The sequence below is a fragment of the Nocardia sp. NPDC052316 genome (assembly GCF_044547795.1).
Taxonomy (GTDB): Bacteria; Actinomycetota; Actinomycetes; order Mycobacteriales; family Mycobacteriaceae; genus Nocardia.
The window spans coordinates 460,329-480,152 of sequence record NZ_JBIUBB010000002.1; the positions used below are offsets into that span (position 1 = coordinate 460,329).

The following is a 19,824-nucleotide window of genomic DNA, read 5'->3' on the forward strand; positions in this document are numbered from 1 at the left end:
GGCCGGGTACGAAACAGCCTGTGCCGCAATGGTCTCGCATCTCTGCGTCCGGTGGTGGAAGTATGCTGGAAACAGCGTTGCGAGGGGGTGGTGCCGGTGCTAGATTCGGGGCAAGCGGGGGCTGAGCTCTCCCTGTGTCGGGTATTGGGTGAAAGCTCTTTACGAATTCGAACAATTCAGGCCATGGCCCCGATGTCCGAAGGGCGGTATTGGTGGAGAAGAATCGGGTCGGGTCCGGTGCCTTCGATCGAACGGCGATCGAGGAATGGGTGGCAGCGAAGATCGGCCAGATCATCGGAGCCGATCCGCGGGCGATCGACCGAACCACCACTTTCGCCGCCTACGGCTTGACCTCGTCGGACGCGGTCGGCCTCTCCGGTGAACTGGAGGAATGGCTCGGGTGCAAACTCCCCGAGACCCTGCTGTACGAACAACCGACGCTGGAAACATTGAGCGCGGCATTGATCGGCGCGACCACCGAATCCGGCAGTGTCGCGGCGACCGGCGAATCGGACATACCGGGCGACGGGGAGCCCGCTGCCGCGGATGGCACGGTGTGTATCGCCGGCATGGCCTGCCGATTCCCTGGTGGCGCGAACTCACCACAGTTGTTCTGGCGCAACCTGGTCGACGGTATCGACACCGCCACCGACGTGCCGCCGCAGCGCTGGGATGCGCAGCGCTACTACGACCCCGATCCGTACGCTCCCGGCACGGCTTACACGACGCGCGGCGCCTTCGTGGACGACCTGGCCGGCTTCGACGCCCGGTTCTTCGGCATCTCGCCCCGCGAGGCCCTGCGGATGGACCCGCAACAGCGGATGCTGCTGGAGACCGTGTGGGCGGCGTTCGAGGACGCGGCCATCCCCGTCGACCAGCTCCGGGGTACGCGCACCGGCGTGTTCGTCGGCATGATGGCGGACAGTCGCTACGGCAATGTGCTGATCGACCACGGCGGTCGGGCCGAACTCGACGACCCGTATCTCGGCCTGGGCAGCGCGTCCAGCGTGATGGCCGGTCGACTGTCCTACCTGCTCGATCTGCACGGGCCGAGTTTGGTTGTCGACACGGCATGCTCGTCGTCACTGGTCGCATTGCACTTGGCGGTCAACAGCATTCGCAACGGCGAGTGCGATCGCGCGGTGGTCGCGGGCGTCAGCGCCACCGTGCACGCCGACACTTTCCTCCAGGCCTGCAAGATGCGGATGCTCGCCGCCGACGGCCGCTGCAAAACCTTCGACGCCGCGGCCGATGGGTTCCTGCTCGGCGAGGGGTGTGGCGCCGTCGTCGTCGAACGGCTCGCCGATGCCCGCGCCCGCGGCCATCAGGTGCTCGCGGTGGTGCGCGGATCGGCGGTCAACCAGGACGGCATGAGCAACGGACTGACCGCGCCCAATCGCGCGGCGCAGGTCGCGGTCGTCCGTGCCGCGCAGCGGAGCGCCGGAATCAGCGCCGACAGCATCGACTACGTCGAGGCACACGGCTCAGGGACCCAGCTCGGCGACGCGATCGAGATCGGCGCGCTCACCGAGGTTTTCGGTTCCGCCCGGCCGGACGACCGGCCACTGTATGTGGGCGCGGTGAAGACCAATATCGGTCATCTGACCGGCGCGGCCGGGATCGCCGGCTTGATCAAAACGGTGCTGGCGCTAAACCGGCGCACCATTCCGCGGAATCTGCATCTGCGGCAGCCGAATCCGGCGATCGACTGGGCCGCGAGCCCGGTTCGCCTGCCGCACGAGAACATTCGCTGGCCACACGGGGACACGCGCACGCCGACCGCCGGGATCAGTTCGTTCGGCTGGTCGGGCACCAATGCCCACGTGGTCGTTGCCGCCCCGCCGGTCGCCACCGTCGAGCAGGAACGCGCCGACGAGCAGCGCTGGCACATCCTGCCGCTGTCCGGGCGCTCGCCCGAGACACTGACCGCCACCGCACACGCGATAGCGGAGCACCTGCGCAGCAACCCGAGGCTCGCGCCGGCGGCCGTGGCCACCACCCTGCAGACCGGCCGCAGCCCCATGCCGTGCCGCACGGCCGTCGCCTTCCGCATGCTGCTCGACGCCGCCGAGGCCCTCGACGAGGTCGGCCGCCGGGTGCCGGTGCAGACGGCACCGTCCGGCAGGCGGACGACCGTACGATTCGTCTTGCCGGGCACCGGGGATCAGTTCCCCGGCATGGGACGTGATCTCTACCGAGGGGAACCGGTATTCCGGGACGCGATCGACCACTGTGCCGAGGTGGCGGCCGAATCGCTGGGCATGGACCTGCGTACCGCGTTGTACCCGGCGTCGGCACCGGCGGCGGCGGACCCGTTCGCCGCGCTACGGCGGGACGCCGGCGCAGGCCCCGGCGAGCTGGTGACCCGTATCGACCTGGCGCACGCGGCCATCTTCGCGTTGAACTACGCGGCAGCGCGCCTGTGGCACAGCTACGGCATCGAACCGAGCGGCCTGCTCGGCTACAGCCTCGGCGAGTACTCCGCCGCCTGCCTCGCGGGCGTTTTCGACGTCGAGACCGCGCTGCCACTGGTGGTGCGGCGCGCCCAGCTCGTCGCGGCCGCCGCACCCGGTGCCATGCTCACCGTGGCGACCTCGCAAGACCGCATCGCCGAGTACCTCGGCCCCGACCTGTCCTGCGCCGCGGTCAACAGCCCCACCACCGTGGTGGTCGCAGGCACCGAAGCCGCCGTCGCCGAGCTCGAACAACGCCTGGAAGCCGCCGAGATCGCCGCGCGCCGGGTGCCGACCACCCGGGCCATGCATTCGCACCTGTTGAATCCCGTGCGCGAGCGGCTGATCGAGCTGTTCGACGGCGTCGAGCTGCGCGCCCCGCGCATCCCGTTCGTGTCCAACCTGACCGGCGGCTGGATCAGCGACGACCAGGCACGCGACCCGCGGTACTGGGCCGAGCACATGTGCGCGACGGTCTCGTTCGCCGACGGCGTGGACACCCTGGCGGGCTCGGGCCCGTGCGTGCTTGTCGACCTCGGCGCCGGTCACCTCGCCAGCCTGGCCAGTCAAACGCTGATGCAGACCGGTGGCGCCGCGGCGCTGCCCACGCTGCGGGGCTCGTCGGTGCGCGACCCGGACCAGATGATCGTCGCCCGCACGCTCGGCAGGCTGTGGGCCGCCGGAGTGGATGTGGACTGGACCCGCGCCGGATCGAACGGTACGACGCTCTCGCTGCCGACGTATTCGTTTCAGCACGAACAGTTTTGGCCCGCGACGCCGCACAATGCTGTCCCGGCACCGGCTGTCCCGGCGACTGATGCGGCGGCCACGGAGGTCTTCGAACCCCAGTGGGTTGCCGTGCCCCCGACGGGTGCCGCGGACCGGTACGGGCCCTATCTGGTCTTCACCGACCCCGAAACCTGCAGCGCCGAGCTGGCCGGGTATCTGGCGAAGGCGTTGGACGGTGCCGACTGGGTAACCGTCACGCCAGGAACCGGATTCGCGGCGACCGCCGCCGACGAATACCGCGTCCGGCCCGACGAGCGGGCGGACTACGCCGAACTGGTCACGGCACTCGAAGAACGAAACCTGTTGCCGCGCACCGTAGTGCACCTGTGGTCGTTGAACGGAAAGAGCGGCGACCCAGCACACGCCGCCGTCTTGAGCGCGCATCGCCGACTCGGATACGACAGCCTGCTCGCACTCGCCGGACAACTGGGACGCCGCTGCCTCGACGGCTGCCGCGTGCTGGTGGTCACCGACCACGCCCAGTCGGTCGATCCCGACGACGACCTGCATCCCGGAAAGACCACGGTGGCAGGCCCGGCGTCGACGACGAGCCAGGAATATCCGGGCCTGGCGGTACGCACATTCGATGTGGTCACCCCCGTCGACGATGCGGACGGCTCGTGGGACGAGCTCACCGCCGCCGTGCTCACCGAGATGCATTGGCCGGGAAACGATCCCGTGATCGCCCGGCGCGGCAGACGCCGCTTGGTGAAACGCTTCAGGCCACTCACCCTCGACGCACCCGCGCCTTATGTGCGCGACGGCGGTGTCTATGTGATCACCGGCGGGACGGGAAGCATCGGCCTGCGAGCGGCGGCGCACCTGGCCGCCGCGGCAGCAGGGATCAAACTCGTGCTGCTGGCCAGAACGCCGCTGCCGGACCTGGACAACGCGGAATCCGTTGCGCGGGCCGACCAGAAGTCGCGCTCCCGGGCGACCGCGGTTCGCGCGCTGTCCGACGCCGGTGCCGAGGTACAAGTATTGACCTGCGACATCGGTGACCGTGCCGCCACTGCCGCGGCAATCACCGAGGCCCGCAACCGGTTCGGCGCGATCGACGGCGTGATCCACGCCGCTGGCGTGCTGTCGCCCGACGCGTTCACCACCATCGAGGACACCTCGCCGGAGGTGAGCAGCGCCCACTTCCGCGCCAAGGTCGACGGCACGCTGGCGCTGGCCGACGCACTGCGCGGCGAGCGCCCCGACTTCGTGGTTCTGCTGTCCTCGATGTCGGCGGTCCTCGGCGGCATCGGTTTCACCGCGTACGCCGCCGCCAACGCGTTCCAGGATCAGTTCGTCGCGCTGCGCGGCCTGCCCGGTGGCTCCGCGTGGCGTTCGGCGTGCTGGGACACCTGGCAGGACACGGTCCATTCCGGCGAAAACCATGGTGTCGCAGACTCACTCGACAAATACGCGTTCGCCGCCGCAGACGCGCTCGCCGTGTTGGACCGGCTCATTACGGGCGGCCCGCGCCGCGCGGTCGTCTCCGCCGGGCAGTTGCCCGAGCGCATCGCGGCCTGGGTCGGCGGCAACGACCCGATCGCCGAGTCGGCGACGACACGGGAACCGGGCTCGGTGGAGCCGATCACGACACCGCCCGGCCGCACCATCGAGGAATACCAGGCCCGCCTCGCGGAGCTCTGGCAGGAGGCACTCGGCGTCGAGCAGGTCGGCCTGCACGAGAACTTCTTCGAGTCCGGCGGCAACTCGCTGGTCGGTCTGCAACTGATCAACGCGATCAAGAAACAGTTCCGCGCGGTCATCCCGACCGTGGCGTTGTTCGAGGCGCCGACGATCGCCGACATGGCCGAATACCTACACACGGCGACCGCGCCCGAAAGGAAGTCACGGACATGAAACTCGTCGGAGTCGTCGGGGCCGGTGTGATGGGTTCGGGCCTCGCGCAAGCCCTTGCGGCGCATGGATACTCCGTGGTGCTGGTCGACCGCGCCCAGGCCCAGCTGGACCGGGCGGCGGACGAGGTGGTCCGGTACGCCCGCACCGGGCGCCTGTTCGGCCACGACACCGAGAAGTACGGTGACCTGACCCAGCGGGTGAGCTACACGACCGAGATCGGCGACCTCGGCGCCGCGGAGTTCGTCATCGAGAACATCACCGAGAACTGGGCGCTCAAGGCCGAGATCTATCCGCGACTGGACGAGATCTGCCCGCCCGAAACGGTTTTCGCGGCCAACACGTCGTGCATTCCGATCACCAAGATCGCCGGGGCCACCAACCGCCCCGATCGGGTGCTCGGCATGCACTTCATGAACCCGGTGCCGATGAAGTCCACCGTCGAGGTGATCCGCGGGTGGCACACCTCCGAGGCCACCATCGCCACCGCGATGGAGCTGCTCGACGGCATGGCGAAGCGGGGCATCGTCGTGAACGACATGCCGGGCTTCGTCTCCAATCGGGTGCTGATGCTCATGGTCAACGAGGCGATCTTCTTGCTCCAGGACGGTGTGGCGGGGGCGGCCGAGGTCGACGAGATCTTCCGGTCCTGCTTCGGGCACGCGTCGGGTCCGCTGGAGACCGCGGACCTCATCGGGCTCGACACCATCCTGTACAGCATCGAGGGTCTGCAGGAGTTCTACGGAGACAGCAAGTATCGGCCGTGCCCGCTGCTCCGCAAGATGGTCGACGCCGGACTGCACGGCCGGAAAACCGGTCAGGGCTTCTTCTCGTACTCGTGAGAGAGGCGCCGAACCTTTGCCCCCGTTACCGACAGGACGCAGTTATGTTCTCCGATGCCCGTTCCGAAATCCGTGAATTCGTCGCCAAGCGATTCCCCGACGGCCGGCTCGAAGACGATCACGACATCTTCGAAAGCGGCTTCGTCAACTCGCTTTTCGCGATGGAACTGGTCATGTTCATCGAGCAGCACCTCGGCGACCGCATCCCCAACGACGAGCTGATGCTGGACAACTTCCGCACGGTGAACGTGATGACCGACCTGGTCGGCAGGCTCGACGGCCGAAACGGCGGTGGCGCGGCCACCGAGGTGGCGTGATGTCGGTGCAGGCGCAGGCCGGCGTCGGCGCGTGGTCGCGGGCGGAGCTCGCCGCGTTCGTGGACAAGGTGGTCGCACCGCGGGCCGCCGAGTTCGATCAGACGGCCAGGATCGACCCGAGCGTCATCGCCGAGTTCGCCGCGCGGGGTCTGTGGGGAGCGGTGCTGTCGGCGGCCGACGGCGGCACCGGTGCCGGCATGACCACCCTCGCCGAAGTGCACGAGGAGGTAGGCCGCGGCTGTTCGTCCATGCGCAGCCTGCTGACCGTGCACTCGATGGCGCTGTACGCACTGGATCGGTGGGGGGCCGAGGCCGCGAAGGACAGGTGGAAGGCCGACCTGGTCGCCGGTAACGCACTGGGCGCGTTCTGCCTCACCGAGCCGGAAGCGGGCAGCGACTTCGCCGCGCTGCAGGCCTCGGCCCGGCGCACCGACGACGGGTGGGTGCTCGACGGCCACAAGCTCTGGGTCACCGGCGGCCAGCTCGCCGACGTGCTGCTGGTCTTCGCGCGCACCGCGGTGGGTCCGGCCGCCTTCCTGATACCGGCGGCCAACCCCGGTATCAGCCGAATCCCGGTGCGCGACATCACCGGAACCCGCGGCAGCCAGGTCGCCGAGATCGTCTTCGACAACTGCGAAGTCGGCGCCGATGCGCTCATCGGGCCCGAGGGCATGGGCTTGGCCATCGCGACCGGCGTGCTCGATATCGGGCGGTTCAGTGTCGCCGCGGGCTGCGTCGGCATCCTGCAGGCGTGCCTGAACGCCTGCGTGAGTTACGCCAATACCCGCCACCAGGGCGGCGCGCTGCTGCGCGAACACCAACTCGTGCAGCAGATGATCGCCACCATCGCCACCAACACCCGGGCGGCCCGGCTGCTGGTCTGGCAGGCCGCGCGGCTGAAGGACACCGGCAGCCCCGACACCATCATGGCGACCTGCATCGCCAAACAGTTCGCGGCCACCGCGGCGGCGGCCGCGGCCAACGACGCGGTCCAACTGCACGGTGCGCGTGGCTGTACCGACGAATATCCGGTCGGCCGCTACCTGCGCGATGCCAAGGTCATGGAGATCATCGAGGGCAGCACGCAGATGCAACACATACTCATCGCCGCCGACGCGTGCCGAAATCAGGCGCGCGTCATCCCCATCGACTGAGGCACGACCGGAACTGCGCAGAGGCTAGGGAAATTCGATGAACTCCGACGTCGGTAAGCGTCCCCGTCAGATCAAGTGCGTGGTCTGGGATCTCGACCACACCCTGTGGGACGGTGTCCTGCTGGAGAACGCCACGGTCGCCGATCTCAAGCCGGGGATCCGGGAAACCATTGCCACGCTGGACGAACGCGGGATCCTGCATTCGGTCGCCAGCCGCAACGATCCGGAGATCGCGCTGGCCAAGCTCGCCGAGCTGGGGATCGCCGAGTATTTCCTGTACCCGCAGATCGGGTGGGACAACAAGTCCGCCTCGGTCGCGGCGATCGCCGAGCGGCTCAATATCGGAATCGACACGCTCGCCTTCGTCGACGATCAAGAGCTCGAGCGCGATGAGGTCCGGTTCGCCCATCCCGAGGTGCTCTGCATCGATGCCGTGGACGCCGTGTCGCTGGTGGACCGGCCGGAGTTCCAGCCGAAGCAGGTGAGCGCCGACTCGCGGATGCGCCGCCACATGTACCGTGCGAGCATCGAACGCACCACGGCGGAGGAGCGGTTCTCCGGCACCAATGAGCAGTTCCTCGCCACGCTCGGTATGCGTTTCGCGATCAGTCCGGCCCGCGCCACCGACATCGGCCGGGCCGAGGAGCTCGTCGTCCGGACCAATCAGCTGAACTCGACCGGAATCATGTACTCGGCGGAAGAACTTGCCGCCCTTGCCGAATCCGACGACCACCTGCTGTTGATGGCCGAGCTGGAAGACAAGTACGGCACCTACGGGCAGATCGGTCTCGCGCTGGTGGCGCGCGGCGCGGCGCAGTGGCGGCTGAAGCTGCTGCTCATGTCGTGCCGGGTGATCTCCCGTGGCGTCGGGACGGTGCTGCTCAACCATGTGGTGCGCCTGGCCCAGGCCGAGGGGGCGCGGCTGGTCGCGGAGTATGTGCCGACCGATCGGAACCGAATCATGTACATCACTTACCGATTCGCCAATTTCGAGGAGATCGGCGAGGAGGACGGCGTCACGTTGCTGGGTGCTTCGACGGCACCGCCGCCGCCCCCGCCGGATTATCTGACGGTCGAGACGGCAGGCACGGCGGCCCGACTATGAACGCTCCCACCATCGATACCCGCAAATGGATGCCGTACCCGCCGATCGGCGGCGCGGCGACGACCCTGTACTGCCTGCCGCACGCCGGGGCGGGGGCCTCCACCTATCTGCCGTGGCGCAAACAGCTGCACCCGGACATCGACGTGGTGCCGCTGCAGCCGCCAGGGCGCGAAATGCGCATGCGGGACGAGCCTTTCGAGCACCTGACCCCGCTGCTGGACGACCTGCTCGCGGCGATGGATGGTGCGTGGCGGGCACCGTTCGTGTTGTTCGGGCACAGCCTGGGCGCGCTTATCGCCTATGAACTGGCGCGTCGGCTCTGTGCCGGCGCGGGGCCGCGTCCGGCGCGGCTCATCGTATCGGGACGCCGTGGGCCGCAGCATCCTTCGCGCCTGCCGTGGATCCGTTTCGCCTCGGACGAGATGCTGCTGGACATCGTGCGGATGCTCGGCGGCACCCCGGCGGAGGTGCTCGCCGACGAACAGCTGCGGCAGTCGGTCCTCACGCTGACGCGGGCGGATCTGGGGGTCGACCAGACGTATGTGTATCGGCCGGACCCGCCGCTCGATATCCCGATCACCGTGCTGAGCGGCAGCGCCGATCCGCACGTGAACGCGACCGAGCTCGAACAGTGGCACGAGTGCGGCTCGGCCGGGGTCGATATCCGGATGGTGCCGGGCGGGCACTTCTTCCCGATATCGCACCGCGACGCCACACTGCGCCACGTCCGGGACTGCGTGGTGGGGTCGCCATGATCGGCGGCACCGCGCTGCGGCGGGCGATCGCGTCCGACGAGGTCGAACTGTGGTGGGTGCGGCTGACGGGGGAGTATGCAGCCGAGGATCGCCGGGTGTTGTCCGCCGCGGAGTTCGTGCGCAGCACCCGGTTCGACACCGCCGAGTTCACGGCCGACTTCATTCGTACCAGGGCCGCGTTGCGGCGGGTGCTTTCGGCCTATACGGGCCGTCTCCCCGAGGACGTGGTCTTCACTACCGGGCGCCACGGCAAGCCGGAGTTGGCCGACAGTGCAACGGCATTCAATCTCACGCACACCCACGGGCTCGCTGTCGTCGCCGTTGCCGGGTCGGGCTCGATCGGCGTCGATGTCGAGTCGGTCGACACCGATTTCGACCTGGACGGCCTGGCGCCGCGGGTGCTCACCGCGCGCGAAGCCGCCAGGGTAGGCACCGATCGACGGCGATTTCTGCACCACTGGGTTGCTAAAGAGAGCTACCTGAAGTGGCTGGGTAGCGGCCTGACCGTGTCGCCCGACGCGGTCGAGTTGCGCGCCGATGCCCGCGGACGCGCGGTGATCGCGGCGGTCGACGGAGACCTGCCGACGGCCTACGTCCAGCATTTCGGCCTGAACTCGTGGCATGCCGGCGCCTTCGTCGGCGACCGCCCGCACCCTCGTTTCACGCTGCGCCCGGCCGAATCTATCTGTGTCGCAGCGAATCTCCGTCGCCGTACCTCAGGAGTGCAAGCATGACCATCAATTCCCCGGTCGAACCGGCCACCCTCGTCGAGCTGCTGACCATGCGGGCCGCCGCCACGCCGGACGAGGTGCGTTTCCATCATCTCGGCGACGGTGACGAGGTCACCGCGACACTGACATTGCCGGAGCTCGACCGCGGCGCCCGTGCCGTCGCCGCGCATCTGGCGGGGATCACGCAGCCGGGGGAGCGGGCGCTGCTGCTCTACGCCCCTGGCCTGGAATTCGTTGTCGCGTACTACGGATGCCTCTACGCGGGTGTCATCGCGGTGCCGGTGGCGCCGCCGCAGCCGAACAAGCTGGCGGACAGCCTGGCGCGACTGGCCTCCATCACCGCCAATTCCGGTGCGCGACTGCTGCTCACCGGCGCTGAGATCGAGCCGCTGCTCACCCCGGTGCTGGCCGGGGCCGACGGCTTCGCGGGACTGCGCACAGTGGTCACCGATCGCATCGATCTCGCCGCGGCGGACGGGTACCGCGATCCGGGCGTCACCGCGGACAGCGTTGCGCACCTGCAGTATTCGTCCGGATCGACCGGCGAACCGAAGGGGGTCGTGCTCACGCACCGCAACGTCCTGGCCAACCTGCGGCTGGTCACCGACGAGATCGGCGCCGGTGTCGGGGTGGCCTGGTTGCCGACCTTCCACGACATGGGCCTGCTCAGCATGGTCACCTATCCGGTGTACAGCGGCTCGACCGTTATCAGCATGTCGCCCTTGGCATTTGTGCAGCGGCCCGCTCGTTGGATAGCGGCGATGTCCCGGTTCGGGGCCACCCACACCGTCGCCCCCAACTTCTCCTTCGGGCTCGCCGTGCGGCGGGTGCCCGCCGAGCGGGTCGCCGACTACGACCTGTCACCGCTGCGGGTGGCGCTGTGCGGTGCCGAACCGGTGCGCGCGGACACCATGGCCACGTTCGCGGACCACTTCCGCGCGGCGGGCTTCGACGCGCACAGCCTGTTCCCGTGCTACGGCCTGGCCGAGGCGACGCTGTTGGTGACCGGCGGCCCGGCCGGTAGCGGTCTCACCACCGTCGAGGTGGACCCGACCGCGCTCGCCAAGGGGCGGGTGGAGCCGGTGTCCAGCGGTGGCCGCCGACTGGTCGCCAGTGGGCGGCTCAACGACGCCTACGAACTCGTCCTCGCCGATACCGAGACGCTGACGCCGCTGCCGGAAGGACAGGTCGGGGAGATCTGCCTGCGCGGCGACAGCATCGGCAAGGGGTACTGGGATGCGCCGGAGGCGGTGGCCGCCACCTTCGCCGCCACCGTCACCGGTCGCACCGGGCACTTCCTGCGCACGGGTGATCTCGGCTTCGTGTACGAGGGTCAGCTCTACGTCACCGGCCGCAGCAAGGACCTCATCATCGTGGACGGGTACAACCACTACCCGTCCGATATCGAAGCCTCGGCGATGTATTCGCACCCGGCGCTGCGGCCCGATCGGTGCGTGGCGTTCCAGGTGCTCGACAGCGACGAACCTGCCCTGGTTGTGGTCGCGGAGGTGAATCGGGGCGAGAATCCCGACGCCACCGCCAAGGCCGAGATCGTCACCGCCGTGCGCCGTGCGGTCGGTGAGCATCACGGATTGCGGCTCAACGATGTGGTGCTGGTGACGACCGGCTCGGTGCCGCTGACCTCGAGCGGCAAGATCCGCCGCTACGCCGTCCGCGAGCAGTACCGAGACGGCGCGCTGACCGTGCTGCCCTGACCCGTTCACGGCTGCCATGCGTAGCGGCGGGTTCCCCGGTCGCGGTTGTTTCACCTGTGCCGGACAGGGAACGCAGTACCGATGAAGGACGAGTTGGAACGCGAAAGTAAATGGGACGTCGACCCAGCCTGCACGCTGCCGATCCTCGATGATCTCGTCCCCGAGGGTCGGGTCGAGAAAACAACGGTCGAGCTGACGAGCACGTACCTCGACACCGCGGACCACGACCTGCTCGCCCAGAACGTCACCTTGCGCCGCCGCACGGGTGCCGACGAGTCCGGCTGGCAGCTGAAGGTTCCGCAGGCCGACGGTCGGGTCGAACTGGTCGCGCCGCTGTCGGACGAGCTGCCGCAGGAACTCCGCGAGCTGGTCACCGGCGTCGCACTGGGTAAAGAATTAGCCCCCGTCACCACGATTCATACCGTGCGCACACGGCGCCGCGTCGTCGGCGCGGACGGCGAACTAATCGTCGAGGTCGATGACGACACAGTGCGCGCGAAACCCGCCGAGCAGAACGCCGACTCCCGCGAATGGCGCGAGATCGAGATCGAACTGGGACCGCAAACCGACACCACCCCAACAGTTCTGGTGGATCGACTCGTCGCGGCCGGTGCGCGGCCGTCGACGTACCCGTCCAAGCTGTCTCGCGTGCTGCCCGCGCGGTCCCGCCCGGATGTCACCACCGACGCCGAACGCGCGATCCACGACTACCTGACCGCCCAGATCGACACGATCTTCGCCGGTGACATCGCACTGCGCCGCGGCGAGAACCCGATCCACGACACCAGGGTCGCGTCCCGACGCCTGCGGAGCACGCTGCGGGTGTTCGGCAAGCTGCTCGACCGCTCGGCGATCGCCGACATCGAGGATGAGCTGAAGTGGTTCGCAGGCCTGCTCGGCGAGGTGCGCGACTGCCAGGTGCAACGCCGCCACCTCGCCGACAAGATCAGCGAACTCCCCCTCGAGCTCGTGCTCGGCCCGGTGGCCACGCGCATCGACACCACGCTGCTCAGCAAGCAGCTCACCAGCCGCAAGGAACTGGCCGCGGCCATGAACTCCCCGCGCTACCTGAAACTCCTTGCGACGCTGCGCGAATGGAAGTCCGCTCCGCCGCTCGGGCCGCGGATCAAGGGGCGAAAGCTGGTCGCCCGCGCCGAGCGCGCCGCCCGCAAAGCCGATCGGCGCCTCGCCACCGCCCTCCAGGATCAACGCGACGAATCCCTGCACCGCGCCCGCAAGGCCGCCAAACGTGCCCGCTACGCCGCCGAACTCCACGAACCGGTCCGCGATCGCGCCGAGGCGAAGTCGAACATCAAGCACTACAAGCAAATCCAGCGCGTGCTCGGCGACCACAACGACAGCGTCGTCTCCGCCGCCTTCCTCTGGCGCACCGCGACCGCGGCGGGCACCGCGGCCGACGAGAACGGCTTCACCTTCGGCCTGCTGTACGCCAACGAGAAGCACGCGGCGGCCGACGCGCGAGAAAAGATCGCCGAAATAGCCGCAGCGCGGTAGTGGTGCCTCACGACTCGCGGCGAGCGGACGTGGGTATATCGAGGATGCCGAGGAAGGCGCTGGCGGCTGGACCGCGGGTGGCGGCGTTCCAGACGACGTATTCGACTCGGGTCGGCGCGTCGATGACTTCGATCGTGACGACGCCGGCGAGGCGGGGCGCGTAGTCCGCGGGCAGCATGGCGATAGCCAGGCCGGGAGCCACCAATCGGGCGATGTAGTCGGCCGTGGTCACCTCGAAGGCGACGTCGCGGGTGAGCCCGGCCGCGGCGAAGGCTTGGTCGGATTGGCTGCGGCCCGCGGTGCCCGCCGGCAGGTCCACGAAGACTTCGTCGGCGAGTCTGCGCAGGTCGGAGGTGGATTCGGTGGCGAGTGGGTGGTCTGGGGCGACGACGGCAACCAGGCGGTCGCGAGCCAGTTCGTGTACGGCGACGCCGTGCGGGCGCGCGGTGGTCGGCAGTCCGAGGAAGGCGACGTCGAGCGCGCCGTGCTCGACCTGATCGATCAGGTCGTCGCTGGCACCGACGCGGAGACTGATGCGCACGTGCGGGTAGCGCTCACGGAACTCCCGCAGAGCCTCGGGAATATCGACCGCGGTGACGGTGGGGATCAGACCGACGGCGAGCCTGCCGCGGATCTCGCCGACGGCCGCGGCCACCTCGGCGGCCGCGCGGTCGGCGGCGTCCAGGCATTGGCGGGCGGCGGGCAGGAACGCCGCCCCGGCCGGTGTCAGCCGCACCCGGCGGCTGGTGCGTTCGAACAGTCGTGCACCGAGTTCCCTTTCGAGCCGGGCGATTTGGTGGCTGAGCGCCGCAGGAGGTTCTGAGATGAGGCGGATGCTCGGCATCGCGGTAGCACTGGCCTGCGTCGGGGCGCTCGCCCCAACGCATCAGGCGGCCGCCCGAGAACCGTTGTTTCCCACCACGATCGACTTACCGGCGGGATTCCGCCCAGAGGGCATCGCGATCGGAACGTGGCCGGTGGCCTACCTCGGATCGATGGCAGACGGTGCCATCTACCGCGCCGACCTGGTGACCGGCCGGGGCGCCGTACTGAGTCCGGGACCGGGCACGCAGGCCCTCGGTCTCCGACTCGACGACCGCGGCAGGCTGTTCGTCGCGGGCGGCACCGCGGGTGACGCCCGCATCGTGGACGCCGCGACCGGTGTGGTGCTGGCGACTTACCGCTTCGGCACGCCGCCGGACACGTTCGTCAACGACGTGGTGCTGACGCCCGCGGGCGCTTGGTTCACCGACTCGCGCGCGCCGGTGCTGTACCACCTGCCGATCGGCCAGGACGGCGCCTTGCCGTCGCCCGATGCGGTGGTGCGCGTCCCGCTGAGCGGCGACATCGCCTATGTCCCAGGAGAGTTCAATGCCAACGGCATCGCGCGGAGCCCGGACGGCACGGCCTTGGTCATCGTGCAGTCGGTGACCGGCCACCTCTTCCGGGTCGACCCGTCGACCGGTGTCACTCGGCGCGTGGATCTCGGCGCCGAGTCGGTACCGCACGGTGACGGCCTGCTCCTGCGCGGCAACAGTCTGCTGGTCGTACAGAACAGGCAGAACGCGATCGCAGTCATCGAGCTCGACCCGGCTGCGGCCAGCGGCACGGTCCAGCGGCGACTGACGGACCCACGCTTCGACGTGCCCTCCACCGTCGCCGCGTTCGGCGACCGCCTCTATCTGCCGAACGCCCGCTTCGACACACCACCGGAGCCGACCACGCCGTACACCGCCGTCGCGGTCGGCCATCCCTAGCGGTCGCGCTACCCGGTCGTCTTCAGCTGACCGGAGTACGCGTCGACCTGCACCTCGTAGTCGTCGTCGGTGGCGCCGGCCTGCTGGACGTCGAACTCGTACTGTGCCGAGTTGTCCTTGCCCTCGATCTTCCACTTCTCGATCGCGCCGGGGCGGGCCTTCGATGCGGTGGCCATCGCGTCGGTCAGCGGCACCGCCCTGTCGTAGTCGACCGCCTTGCGGGTCCGTTCGGTGCCGCGTTCGTCCGCGTCCAGGTTCTCCTTGTGCTCGGAGATGACCGCGCCGGAATCGGCGGCCAGCTGAACGGTGTACTTCTCCGTGTCGGACAGCAGTTCCACCTTGTACACGTAGGTGTTCCGGGTGTTGACGCCCTCGCGTTCCAGTTCGAGCTTCGACAGTGTGCCGTCGAAGTTCTTCTTGGCGGCGTTGAGGGCGTCGGTGGGGCTCACCGGGAACGAGTGGTGCGCCAAGTCGACCTCGGCCGAGTCCGGCGCGCCGGTCGCCGCCGACGTGCCGATCACCGACACCGCGGTGGTGGGGTCGGCGGAGTCCTGGTCCGAGTCGTTTCCGCACGACGCCGTTGCTATCGCCGCAGCAACCACCATCGGCGTGATCAGTACCGCTTTCATCGCTATTCCTCTCTGTCGAACAAGCCAACTTCGGAATGCGCGCAGCAATCGTCGGCGACGCCGCGACAGGGCCGGTATGCCCCGGGTATGCGGGCGCTAAACAATCGCCCCGAACGCGGCAGGCCCCGCCTGCCGGACGAGCGGTGCGCCGGGCGGTTATCCGACAAGCGTTGATATTCATATCATCGTTCGACCGATGATGGGTCGACCGTTTCGGCGTTATTCTGACCTCGATTGATCACGCCCGGTGCCATGGGCGGGCGGCTTGTTCAGTGCGCCGCCATATTTATCGCGAGTTCAGCAAGGAGCGTGCCGATGTCGACCGGTGTAGCTCCGGAGGACTCGCAAGACGCACGGCAGAAAATCGCTGCCGCCTTCACCGGTAATCCCGAACGGGCGCGCGAAATATTGGCTGAGCGGGTCGCGGCCGAGTCGCCGAACATGGTGCTGGCCAGCACCTATGTGCCGCCCGATGGGGCCATCGCGGCGTATCTGCTGCATCGGCTGCTCAGTCGAGGCGATAACACCGGTGTCGCCTGGCATTCGGTGTTCGTGAATTCCGGTGTCGAGGCGCTCGGCACCGTCGTGAAATATTTGCGCAATAGGCACAATCGCGCGGTGAGCTCGGGCTCGTGCCGCATTCTGGTATTGGATCCGACCGGCACGGCGCGTTACGCGTTCGGGCACGCGGTCCCCGGTCTGTCCGAGATCGTCGCCGACGGCATGGCGATCGTCGGCACCGTCGATGAGTTTCTGCACCGGATCGACCAGGGCTGGTCAGCATACGTAGTGGTCGTCGACGGTCTCGCGGAGGAGAGGCTGGTACCGGTGCGTAGCGCGATCGAGGTCGCGCGTGCGCGCGCAGCCGTGGTGGCGTGGGGCCTGCTCGGCGACGTGACCGCCCTGGGAACCCTGCGCGGCTCGGTGGCCGCAGCCGACCTGGTGTTCCTGGGTGAGGTGGCGGTCGACAACGAGATGCCCTGCGGCACCGTCTCGTTCACCCGTGAGATGTTCGCGCTCTGGAACAACACGATGGACAGCATCGCGCACGTGTCGACCTTCGGCGGGAACGGCCTGGCCATGCACCTGCTGTGCGAGACGTTGACGCGCTGGCGGCCGACCGATCGCCACGAACGCGCGGCGATACAGCGCATGCGGCACAACAGATTCACCCGCAGCGCGCGCCTGCGCATGCACAGCAACACCTGGCAGACCCGGTCGATCGATCTGGCGGCCATCAACATGACCTTCGACCGCGCCGAGGGCGTCACGTATCGGCACGGCACGCGCACCTACATCGATCTCGCCTCCGGCACCGGCCCCGCGTTCCGCGGGCACAACGCGCAGTCGCCCGCGGTGATTCGAACGGCGGGCACGGAAGGTGACGAAACATCAAGACTGGAAGCCGTATTGGCGCGGCTGACCGGCTTGCCGATCATGCTGCCCGCGGTGAGTGGGCAGAGCGCGGTCGACAACGCGATTCTGGCCGCGCTGTGCTGCCAGCCCGGCCGCGCGACCGTACTCACCTGTCGCGGCAACTATTCCGGCAAAGGCCCGATGTCGCTGGCCACGAGCCGGACGAGTTCGTTCTTCCGGGACCGCGATGAGCACGCCTTCAGCCCGTACCCGGTCGAGGTGATCGAGGTCGATATCGCGGACCTCGACGGGCTGCGGCAGGCGCTGCGGCGCGACGACATCGCCTTGGTCTGGCTGGAACTCGTGCAAGGCTACGACTGTGTCGAGATACCGAGCGCGGTGCTCGACGAGATCGAACACCGGCGGGCGGCGGCGGGATTCCTGGTCGGTGTCGACGAGGTCTTCACCGGCTTCTGGCGCTGCGACCTCGACAACTTCCTGACCTGCACCGGTCGCGGCTTCCGGCCGGATCTGGTCGCGCTGTCCAAGGCGCTCAGTGACGCGCTCGTTCCGGTCGGCGCGGCGCTGACCTCGGCCGAGGTGTTCGCGCGGATCTCGCGCACGGCACCGGATCTGGCGTACTGGCTGCGCACGCACTACCGCAACGACATGGCGGCCGGGCTGGCCTGCGCCGCGCTCGAGGCGGCCGAGCACGACCGGCACGGGGCGGCCGACATCGCGGCGGCGATGGACGCCATGCTGGGCCGGGCGGCGCGATCACCGCTGTTCGCGGGCTACCGGCGGGTCGGCTTGCTCGGCAGGTTGGTGCTGTCCCCACGCGCGATCGGCGCGCGGCCGCGCCCGTCGGTGCAGAACTACGCCGAGGCGGTCATCGCCCGACTGATCGGAAAGCGCTGCGGCGCAATTACTTTGCAATTGCGTTTCGCGCCGAGTACGGCGGGTGACGGTGCGCCGGAACTGATCGCCGCCATGGCCGAGGTCGGTGCGTTTCTCGAGCGACTGCCGCGGTGGACGGTGGACCGCACCGCCCTGGGTTCACTACTCGGCACGGCGGGTCGCGAAATTGCGGCCGCGGTACTGCGTGCGCGCGAGACCTACGGCGATCGAAAGGATCGGATGCTGGAGTGAGAATTGCATCATCGGGGCTTCGATAAATCGGCAATGTGCACATCGAGAATCGTTGAATTGCACAGCGATGGTCCGGATGAAACAACGCGGTAATCCAACAATAACGTGCTACCCTGGTGAACATTCGCTGGGACCGATGGGAGCGTGAAATGTCTTGTCACGCAATGGAACCAATCCAGCGCAAGGGCGTGCACAGCAACTTCCCGGCACGATCACCGAATCCGGTACCGCACCGCTGTCCGGTGCGGTGAGCGAATGCCGTGGCTCGGGCATGACGGCGCACAGACCGGTGACAATTCGCCTGGTGGTCTGTGCGGACAGTGCCCTGATGCGGTCGGGTCTGTGCGTCCAATTCGATCGTGAGCCCGATATCGATGTCGTCGACGACGTGGCCGGTGGGCACAGTCTGCTCGGCGCCATCAAAGCGCATGCGCCCGATGTCGTATTGCTGGTCGGCGCGGTCGAAGGCAAGCATCGCCTCGCGGAAATCGTCGCGGCCTCGAAGGTGATCATGGTGATGACCGAGGAGGACGTGGCGCGCGCCGTCAAACTGGTTCGGGCTGGGGTGCGCGCGCTACTGTCGTCGGGCTGCTCGCCGTTCGAATTGCTCTGTGCCATCCGGGTAGTCGCGGTGGGAAATCGTCTGGTGGTTCCGCCCCAGATCATCGGTGGCCTCGATCATGTGGTGGCCTCCAGCGTCGCCCGTAACCTCGACATCCAGGTGGCCGGCAGCCTGACCCGGCGCGAGGCCGAGGTCCTCGGCCTGCTCGCGCACGGCCGCTCCAACGCCGAGATCGCCCGCCAGCTGTCGGTCTCGGCAACCACCGTGCGCAGCCACGTGCATCACGTGCTGCAGAAACTCGCGGTGGCGACACGCGGACAGGCCGTCGCGGTGGCCTACGAAACCGGATTGATCGCGCTGCTCGACGACAGCGCGAGCAACGGCCGTGGCCCAGCCCCGCGGCAGGTCGACGGGCGGTCCCGCAACGGTCAGTGGCCCATCCCGAGTCCGCCGTCCACCGGGATCACCGCGCCGGTGATGTAGCCGGCGTCGTCGCCGGCGAGAAAGGCCACCACCCGCGCGATCTCGTCGGCACCGGCGATGCGCCCGAGCGGGATCTTTCTGGTGACCTCGGTTCGCCACCGCGGGGTCAGCGCGGCGGTCATATCGGTGTCCACGAAGCCGGGAGCGACCACATTGACGGTGATGTTGCGGGCGCCGAGTTCGCGCACGAGCGAGCGGGCCAGACCGATCAGGCCCGCCTTGGACGCGGCGTAGTTCGTTTGTCCGGCCGAACCGAGCAGCGCCGTCACCGAGGACACCAGGATGATCCGGCCGCGCCGCTGCCGGATCATGGTGCGGGCGGCCCGATTGATCACCCGGAACGTGCCGACCAGATTGGTGTCGACCACGGCCGCGAACTCGTCCTCGGTCATCGCCGCCAGCAGCACATCCCTGGTGATGCCCGCGTTCGCGACGAGTACATCGACCGGCCCGAGTTGCTGCTCTATGGTGCTGAACGCCGTGTCGACCTGCCGTGTATCGGTGACATCACAAGGCACACCGAGCAATCCGTCGGGTGACGCACCCGAACGCACGGTCACGGCGACCGGTTTGCCGGTGCGCGCGAGCTCGCGGGCGATGGCGAGCCCGATGCCGCGGTTGCCGCCGGTGACGAAGGCGGAGTGGTTCATCAGCGCAC

Annotated in this window: 15 protein-coding genes; 12 read left to right on the forward strand and 3 right to left on the reverse strand. The window is 68.5% G+C overall.

Annotated features, from left to right (window positions below):
- Positions 1-212 precede the first annotated feature (212 nt).
- The 9 genes from ACIHA7_RS09075 (at position 213) to ACIHA7_RS09115 (ending at position 13,230) form a co-directional block, all read left to right on the forward strand.
- Entirely contained in the window at positions 213-5,099 is a 4,887-nt protein-coding gene (locus ACIHA7_RS09075) for an SDR family NAD(P)-dependent oxidoreductase (RefSeq protein WP_397287298.1), read from the forward strand.
- The gene (locus tag ACIHA7_RS09080) at positions 5,096-5,938 is read left to right on the forward strand and encodes a 3-hydroxyacyl-CoA dehydrogenase family protein (protein ID WP_397287300.1); all 843 of its coding nucleotides are present in this window, start codon (positions 5,096-5,098) and stop codon (positions 5,936-5,938) included. Before ACIHA7_RS09075 ends, ACIHA7_RS09080 begins: the two co-directional genes overlap by 4 nt.
- Positions 5,939-5,982: 44 nt before the next feature.
- On the forward strand, positions 5,983-6,255 hold the full coding sequence (locus ACIHA7_RS09085; protein WP_397287302.1) for an acyl carrier protein: 273 nt from the start codon (positions 5,983-5,985) through the stop codon (positions 6,253-6,255).
- On the forward strand, positions 6,255-7,409 hold the full coding sequence (locus ACIHA7_RS09090; protein WP_397287304.1) for an acyl-CoA dehydrogenase family protein: 1,155 nt from the start codon (positions 6,255-6,257) through the stop codon (positions 7,407-7,409). Before ACIHA7_RS09085 ends, ACIHA7_RS09090 begins: the two co-directional genes overlap by 1 nt.
- Positions 7,410-7,446: 37 nt before the next feature.
- Positions 7,447-8,514 (forward strand): HAD-IIIC family phosphatase, encoded by a 1,068-nt coding sequence (locus ACIHA7_RS09095; RefSeq protein ID WP_397287306.1) that lies wholly within the window; start codon positions 7,447-7,449, stop codon positions 8,512-8,514.
- Positions 8,511-9,269 (forward strand): thioesterase II family protein, encoded by a 759-nt coding sequence (locus ACIHA7_RS09100; protein ID WP_397287308.1) that lies wholly within the window; start codon positions 8,511-8,513, stop codon positions 9,267-9,269. Before ACIHA7_RS09095 ends, ACIHA7_RS09100 begins: the two co-directional genes overlap by 4 nt.
- Positions 9,266-10,003, forward strand: a complete 738-nt coding sequence (locus ACIHA7_RS09105; protein ID WP_397287310.1) for a 4'-phosphopantetheinyl transferase family protein — start codon at positions 9,266-9,268, stop codon at positions 10,001-10,003. The genes ACIHA7_RS09100 and ACIHA7_RS09105 overlap by 4 nt, the downstream gene beginning before the upstream one ends.
- Positions 10,000-11,715, forward strand: coding sequence for a fatty acyl-AMP ligase (locus ACIHA7_RS09110; protein WP_397287312.1), 1,716 nt, complete (start codon positions 10,000-10,002; stop codon positions 11,713-11,715). Before ACIHA7_RS09105 ends, ACIHA7_RS09110 begins: the two co-directional genes overlap by 4 nt.
- Before the next feature lie 81 nt (positions 11,716-11,796).
- Complete coding sequence (locus ACIHA7_RS09115) at positions 11,797-13,230, forward strand: CHAD domain-containing protein (RefSeq protein ID WP_397287314.1); 1,434 nt, start codon at positions 11,797-11,799, stop codon at positions 13,228-13,230.
- 7 nt (positions 13,231-13,237) lie between these two features.
- Here the strand turns inward: ACIHA7_RS09115 and ACIHA7_RS09120 are convergent, their stop codons facing one another.
- Positions 13,238-14,074 (reverse strand): LysR family transcriptional regulator, encoded by an 837-nt coding sequence (locus ACIHA7_RS09120; protein ID WP_397287316.1) that lies wholly within the window; start codon positions 14,072-14,074, stop codon positions 13,238-13,240.
- Between ACIHA7_RS09120 and ACIHA7_RS09125 the strand changes: the two genes are divergently transcribed.
- Positions 14,055-14,987, forward strand: a complete 933-nt coding sequence (locus ACIHA7_RS09125) for an SMP-30/gluconolactonase/LRE family protein (RefSeq protein ID WP_397287318.1) — start codon at positions 14,055-14,057, stop codon at positions 14,985-14,987. The genes ACIHA7_RS09120 and ACIHA7_RS09125 overlap by 20 nt on opposite strands.
- 8 nt (positions 14,988-14,995) lie before the next feature.
- On the opposite strand, the gene ACIHA7_RS09130 is transcribed toward ACIHA7_RS09125, so the two are convergent.
- Positions 14,996-15,616 (reverse strand): PepSY domain-containing protein, encoded by a 621-nt coding sequence (locus ACIHA7_RS09130; RefSeq protein ID WP_397287320.1) that lies wholly within the window; start codon positions 15,614-15,616, stop codon positions 14,996-14,998.
- Positions 15,617-15,850: 234 nt separating this feature from the next.
- Here ACIHA7_RS09130 and ACIHA7_RS09135 point away from each other — a divergent pair, with 234 nt between their 5' ends.
- Positions 15,851-18,121 (forward strand): aminotransferase class III-fold pyridoxal phosphate-dependent enzyme, encoded by a 2,271-nt coding sequence (locus tag ACIHA7_RS09135; RefSeq protein WP_397287322.1) that lies wholly within the window; start codon positions 15,851-15,853, stop codon positions 18,119-18,121.
- Between the two features lie 154 nt (positions 18,122-18,275).
- Positions 18,276-19,166, forward strand: a complete 891-nt coding sequence (locus ACIHA7_RS09140; RefSeq protein WP_397287324.1) for a response regulator transcription factor — start codon at positions 18,276-18,278, stop codon at positions 19,164-19,166.
- Here the strand turns inward: ACIHA7_RS09140 and fabG are convergent.
- Positions 19,112-19,816 (reverse strand): 3-oxoacyl-ACP reductase FabG, encoded by a 705-nt coding sequence (fabG, locus tag ACIHA7_RS09145; protein ID WP_397287326.1) that lies wholly within the window; start codon positions 19,814-19,816, stop codon positions 19,112-19,114. The two genes, ACIHA7_RS09140 and fabG, sit on opposite strands and share 55 nt — an antisense overlap.
- Between the last annotated feature and the right edge of the window lie 8 nt (positions 19,817-19,824).

Bases quoted from the DNA above. Each gene is read 5' to 3' on its own strand.
- ACIHA7_RS09080 (WP_397287300.1), top strand. From the start codon at position 5,096: ATGAAACTCGTCGGAGTCGTCGGGGCCGGTGTGATGGGTTCGGGCCTC.
- ACIHA7_RS09085 (WP_397287302.1), top strand. From the start codon at position 5,983: ATGTTCTCCGATGCCCGTTCCGAAATCCGTGAATTCGTCGCCAAGCGA.
- ACIHA7_RS09090 (WP_397287304.1), top strand. From the start codon at position 6,255: ATGTCGGTGCAGGCGCAGGCCGGCGTCGGCGCGTGGTCGCGGGCGGAG.
- ACIHA7_RS09095 (WP_397287306.1), top strand. From the start codon at position 7,447: ATGAACTCCGACGTCGGTAAGCGTCCCCGTCAGATCAAGTGCGTGGTC.
- ACIHA7_RS09100 (WP_397287308.1), top strand. From the start codon at position 8,511: ATGAACGCTCCCACCATCGATACCCGCAAATGGATGCCGTACCCGCCG.
- ACIHA7_RS09105 (WP_397287310.1), top strand. From the start codon at position 9,266: ATGATCGGCGGCACCGCGCTGCGGCGGGCGATCGCGTCCGACGAGGTC.
- ACIHA7_RS09110 (WP_397287312.1), top strand. From the start codon at position 10,000: ATGACCATCAATTCCCCGGTCGAACCGGCCACCCTCGTCGAGCTGCTG.
- ACIHA7_RS09115 (WP_397287314.1), top strand. From the start codon at position 11,797: ATGAAGGACGAGTTGGAACGCGAAAGTAAATGGGACGTCGACCCAGCC.
- ACIHA7_RS09125 (WP_397287318.1), top strand. From the start codon at position 14,055: ATGAGGCGGATGCTCGGCATCGCGGTAGCACTGGCCTGCGTCGGGGCG.
- ACIHA7_RS09120 (WP_397287316.1), bottom strand. From the start codon at position 14,074: ATGCCGAGCATCCGCCTCATCTCAGAACCTCCTGCGGCGCTCAGCCAC.
- ACIHA7_RS09130 (WP_397287320.1), bottom strand. From the start codon at position 15,616: ATGAAAGCGGTACTGATCACGCCGATGGTGGTTGCTGCGGCGATAGCA.
- fabG (WP_397287326.1), bottom strand. From the start codon at position 19,816: ATGAACCACTCCGCCTTCGTCACCGGCGGCAACCGCGGCATCGGGCTC.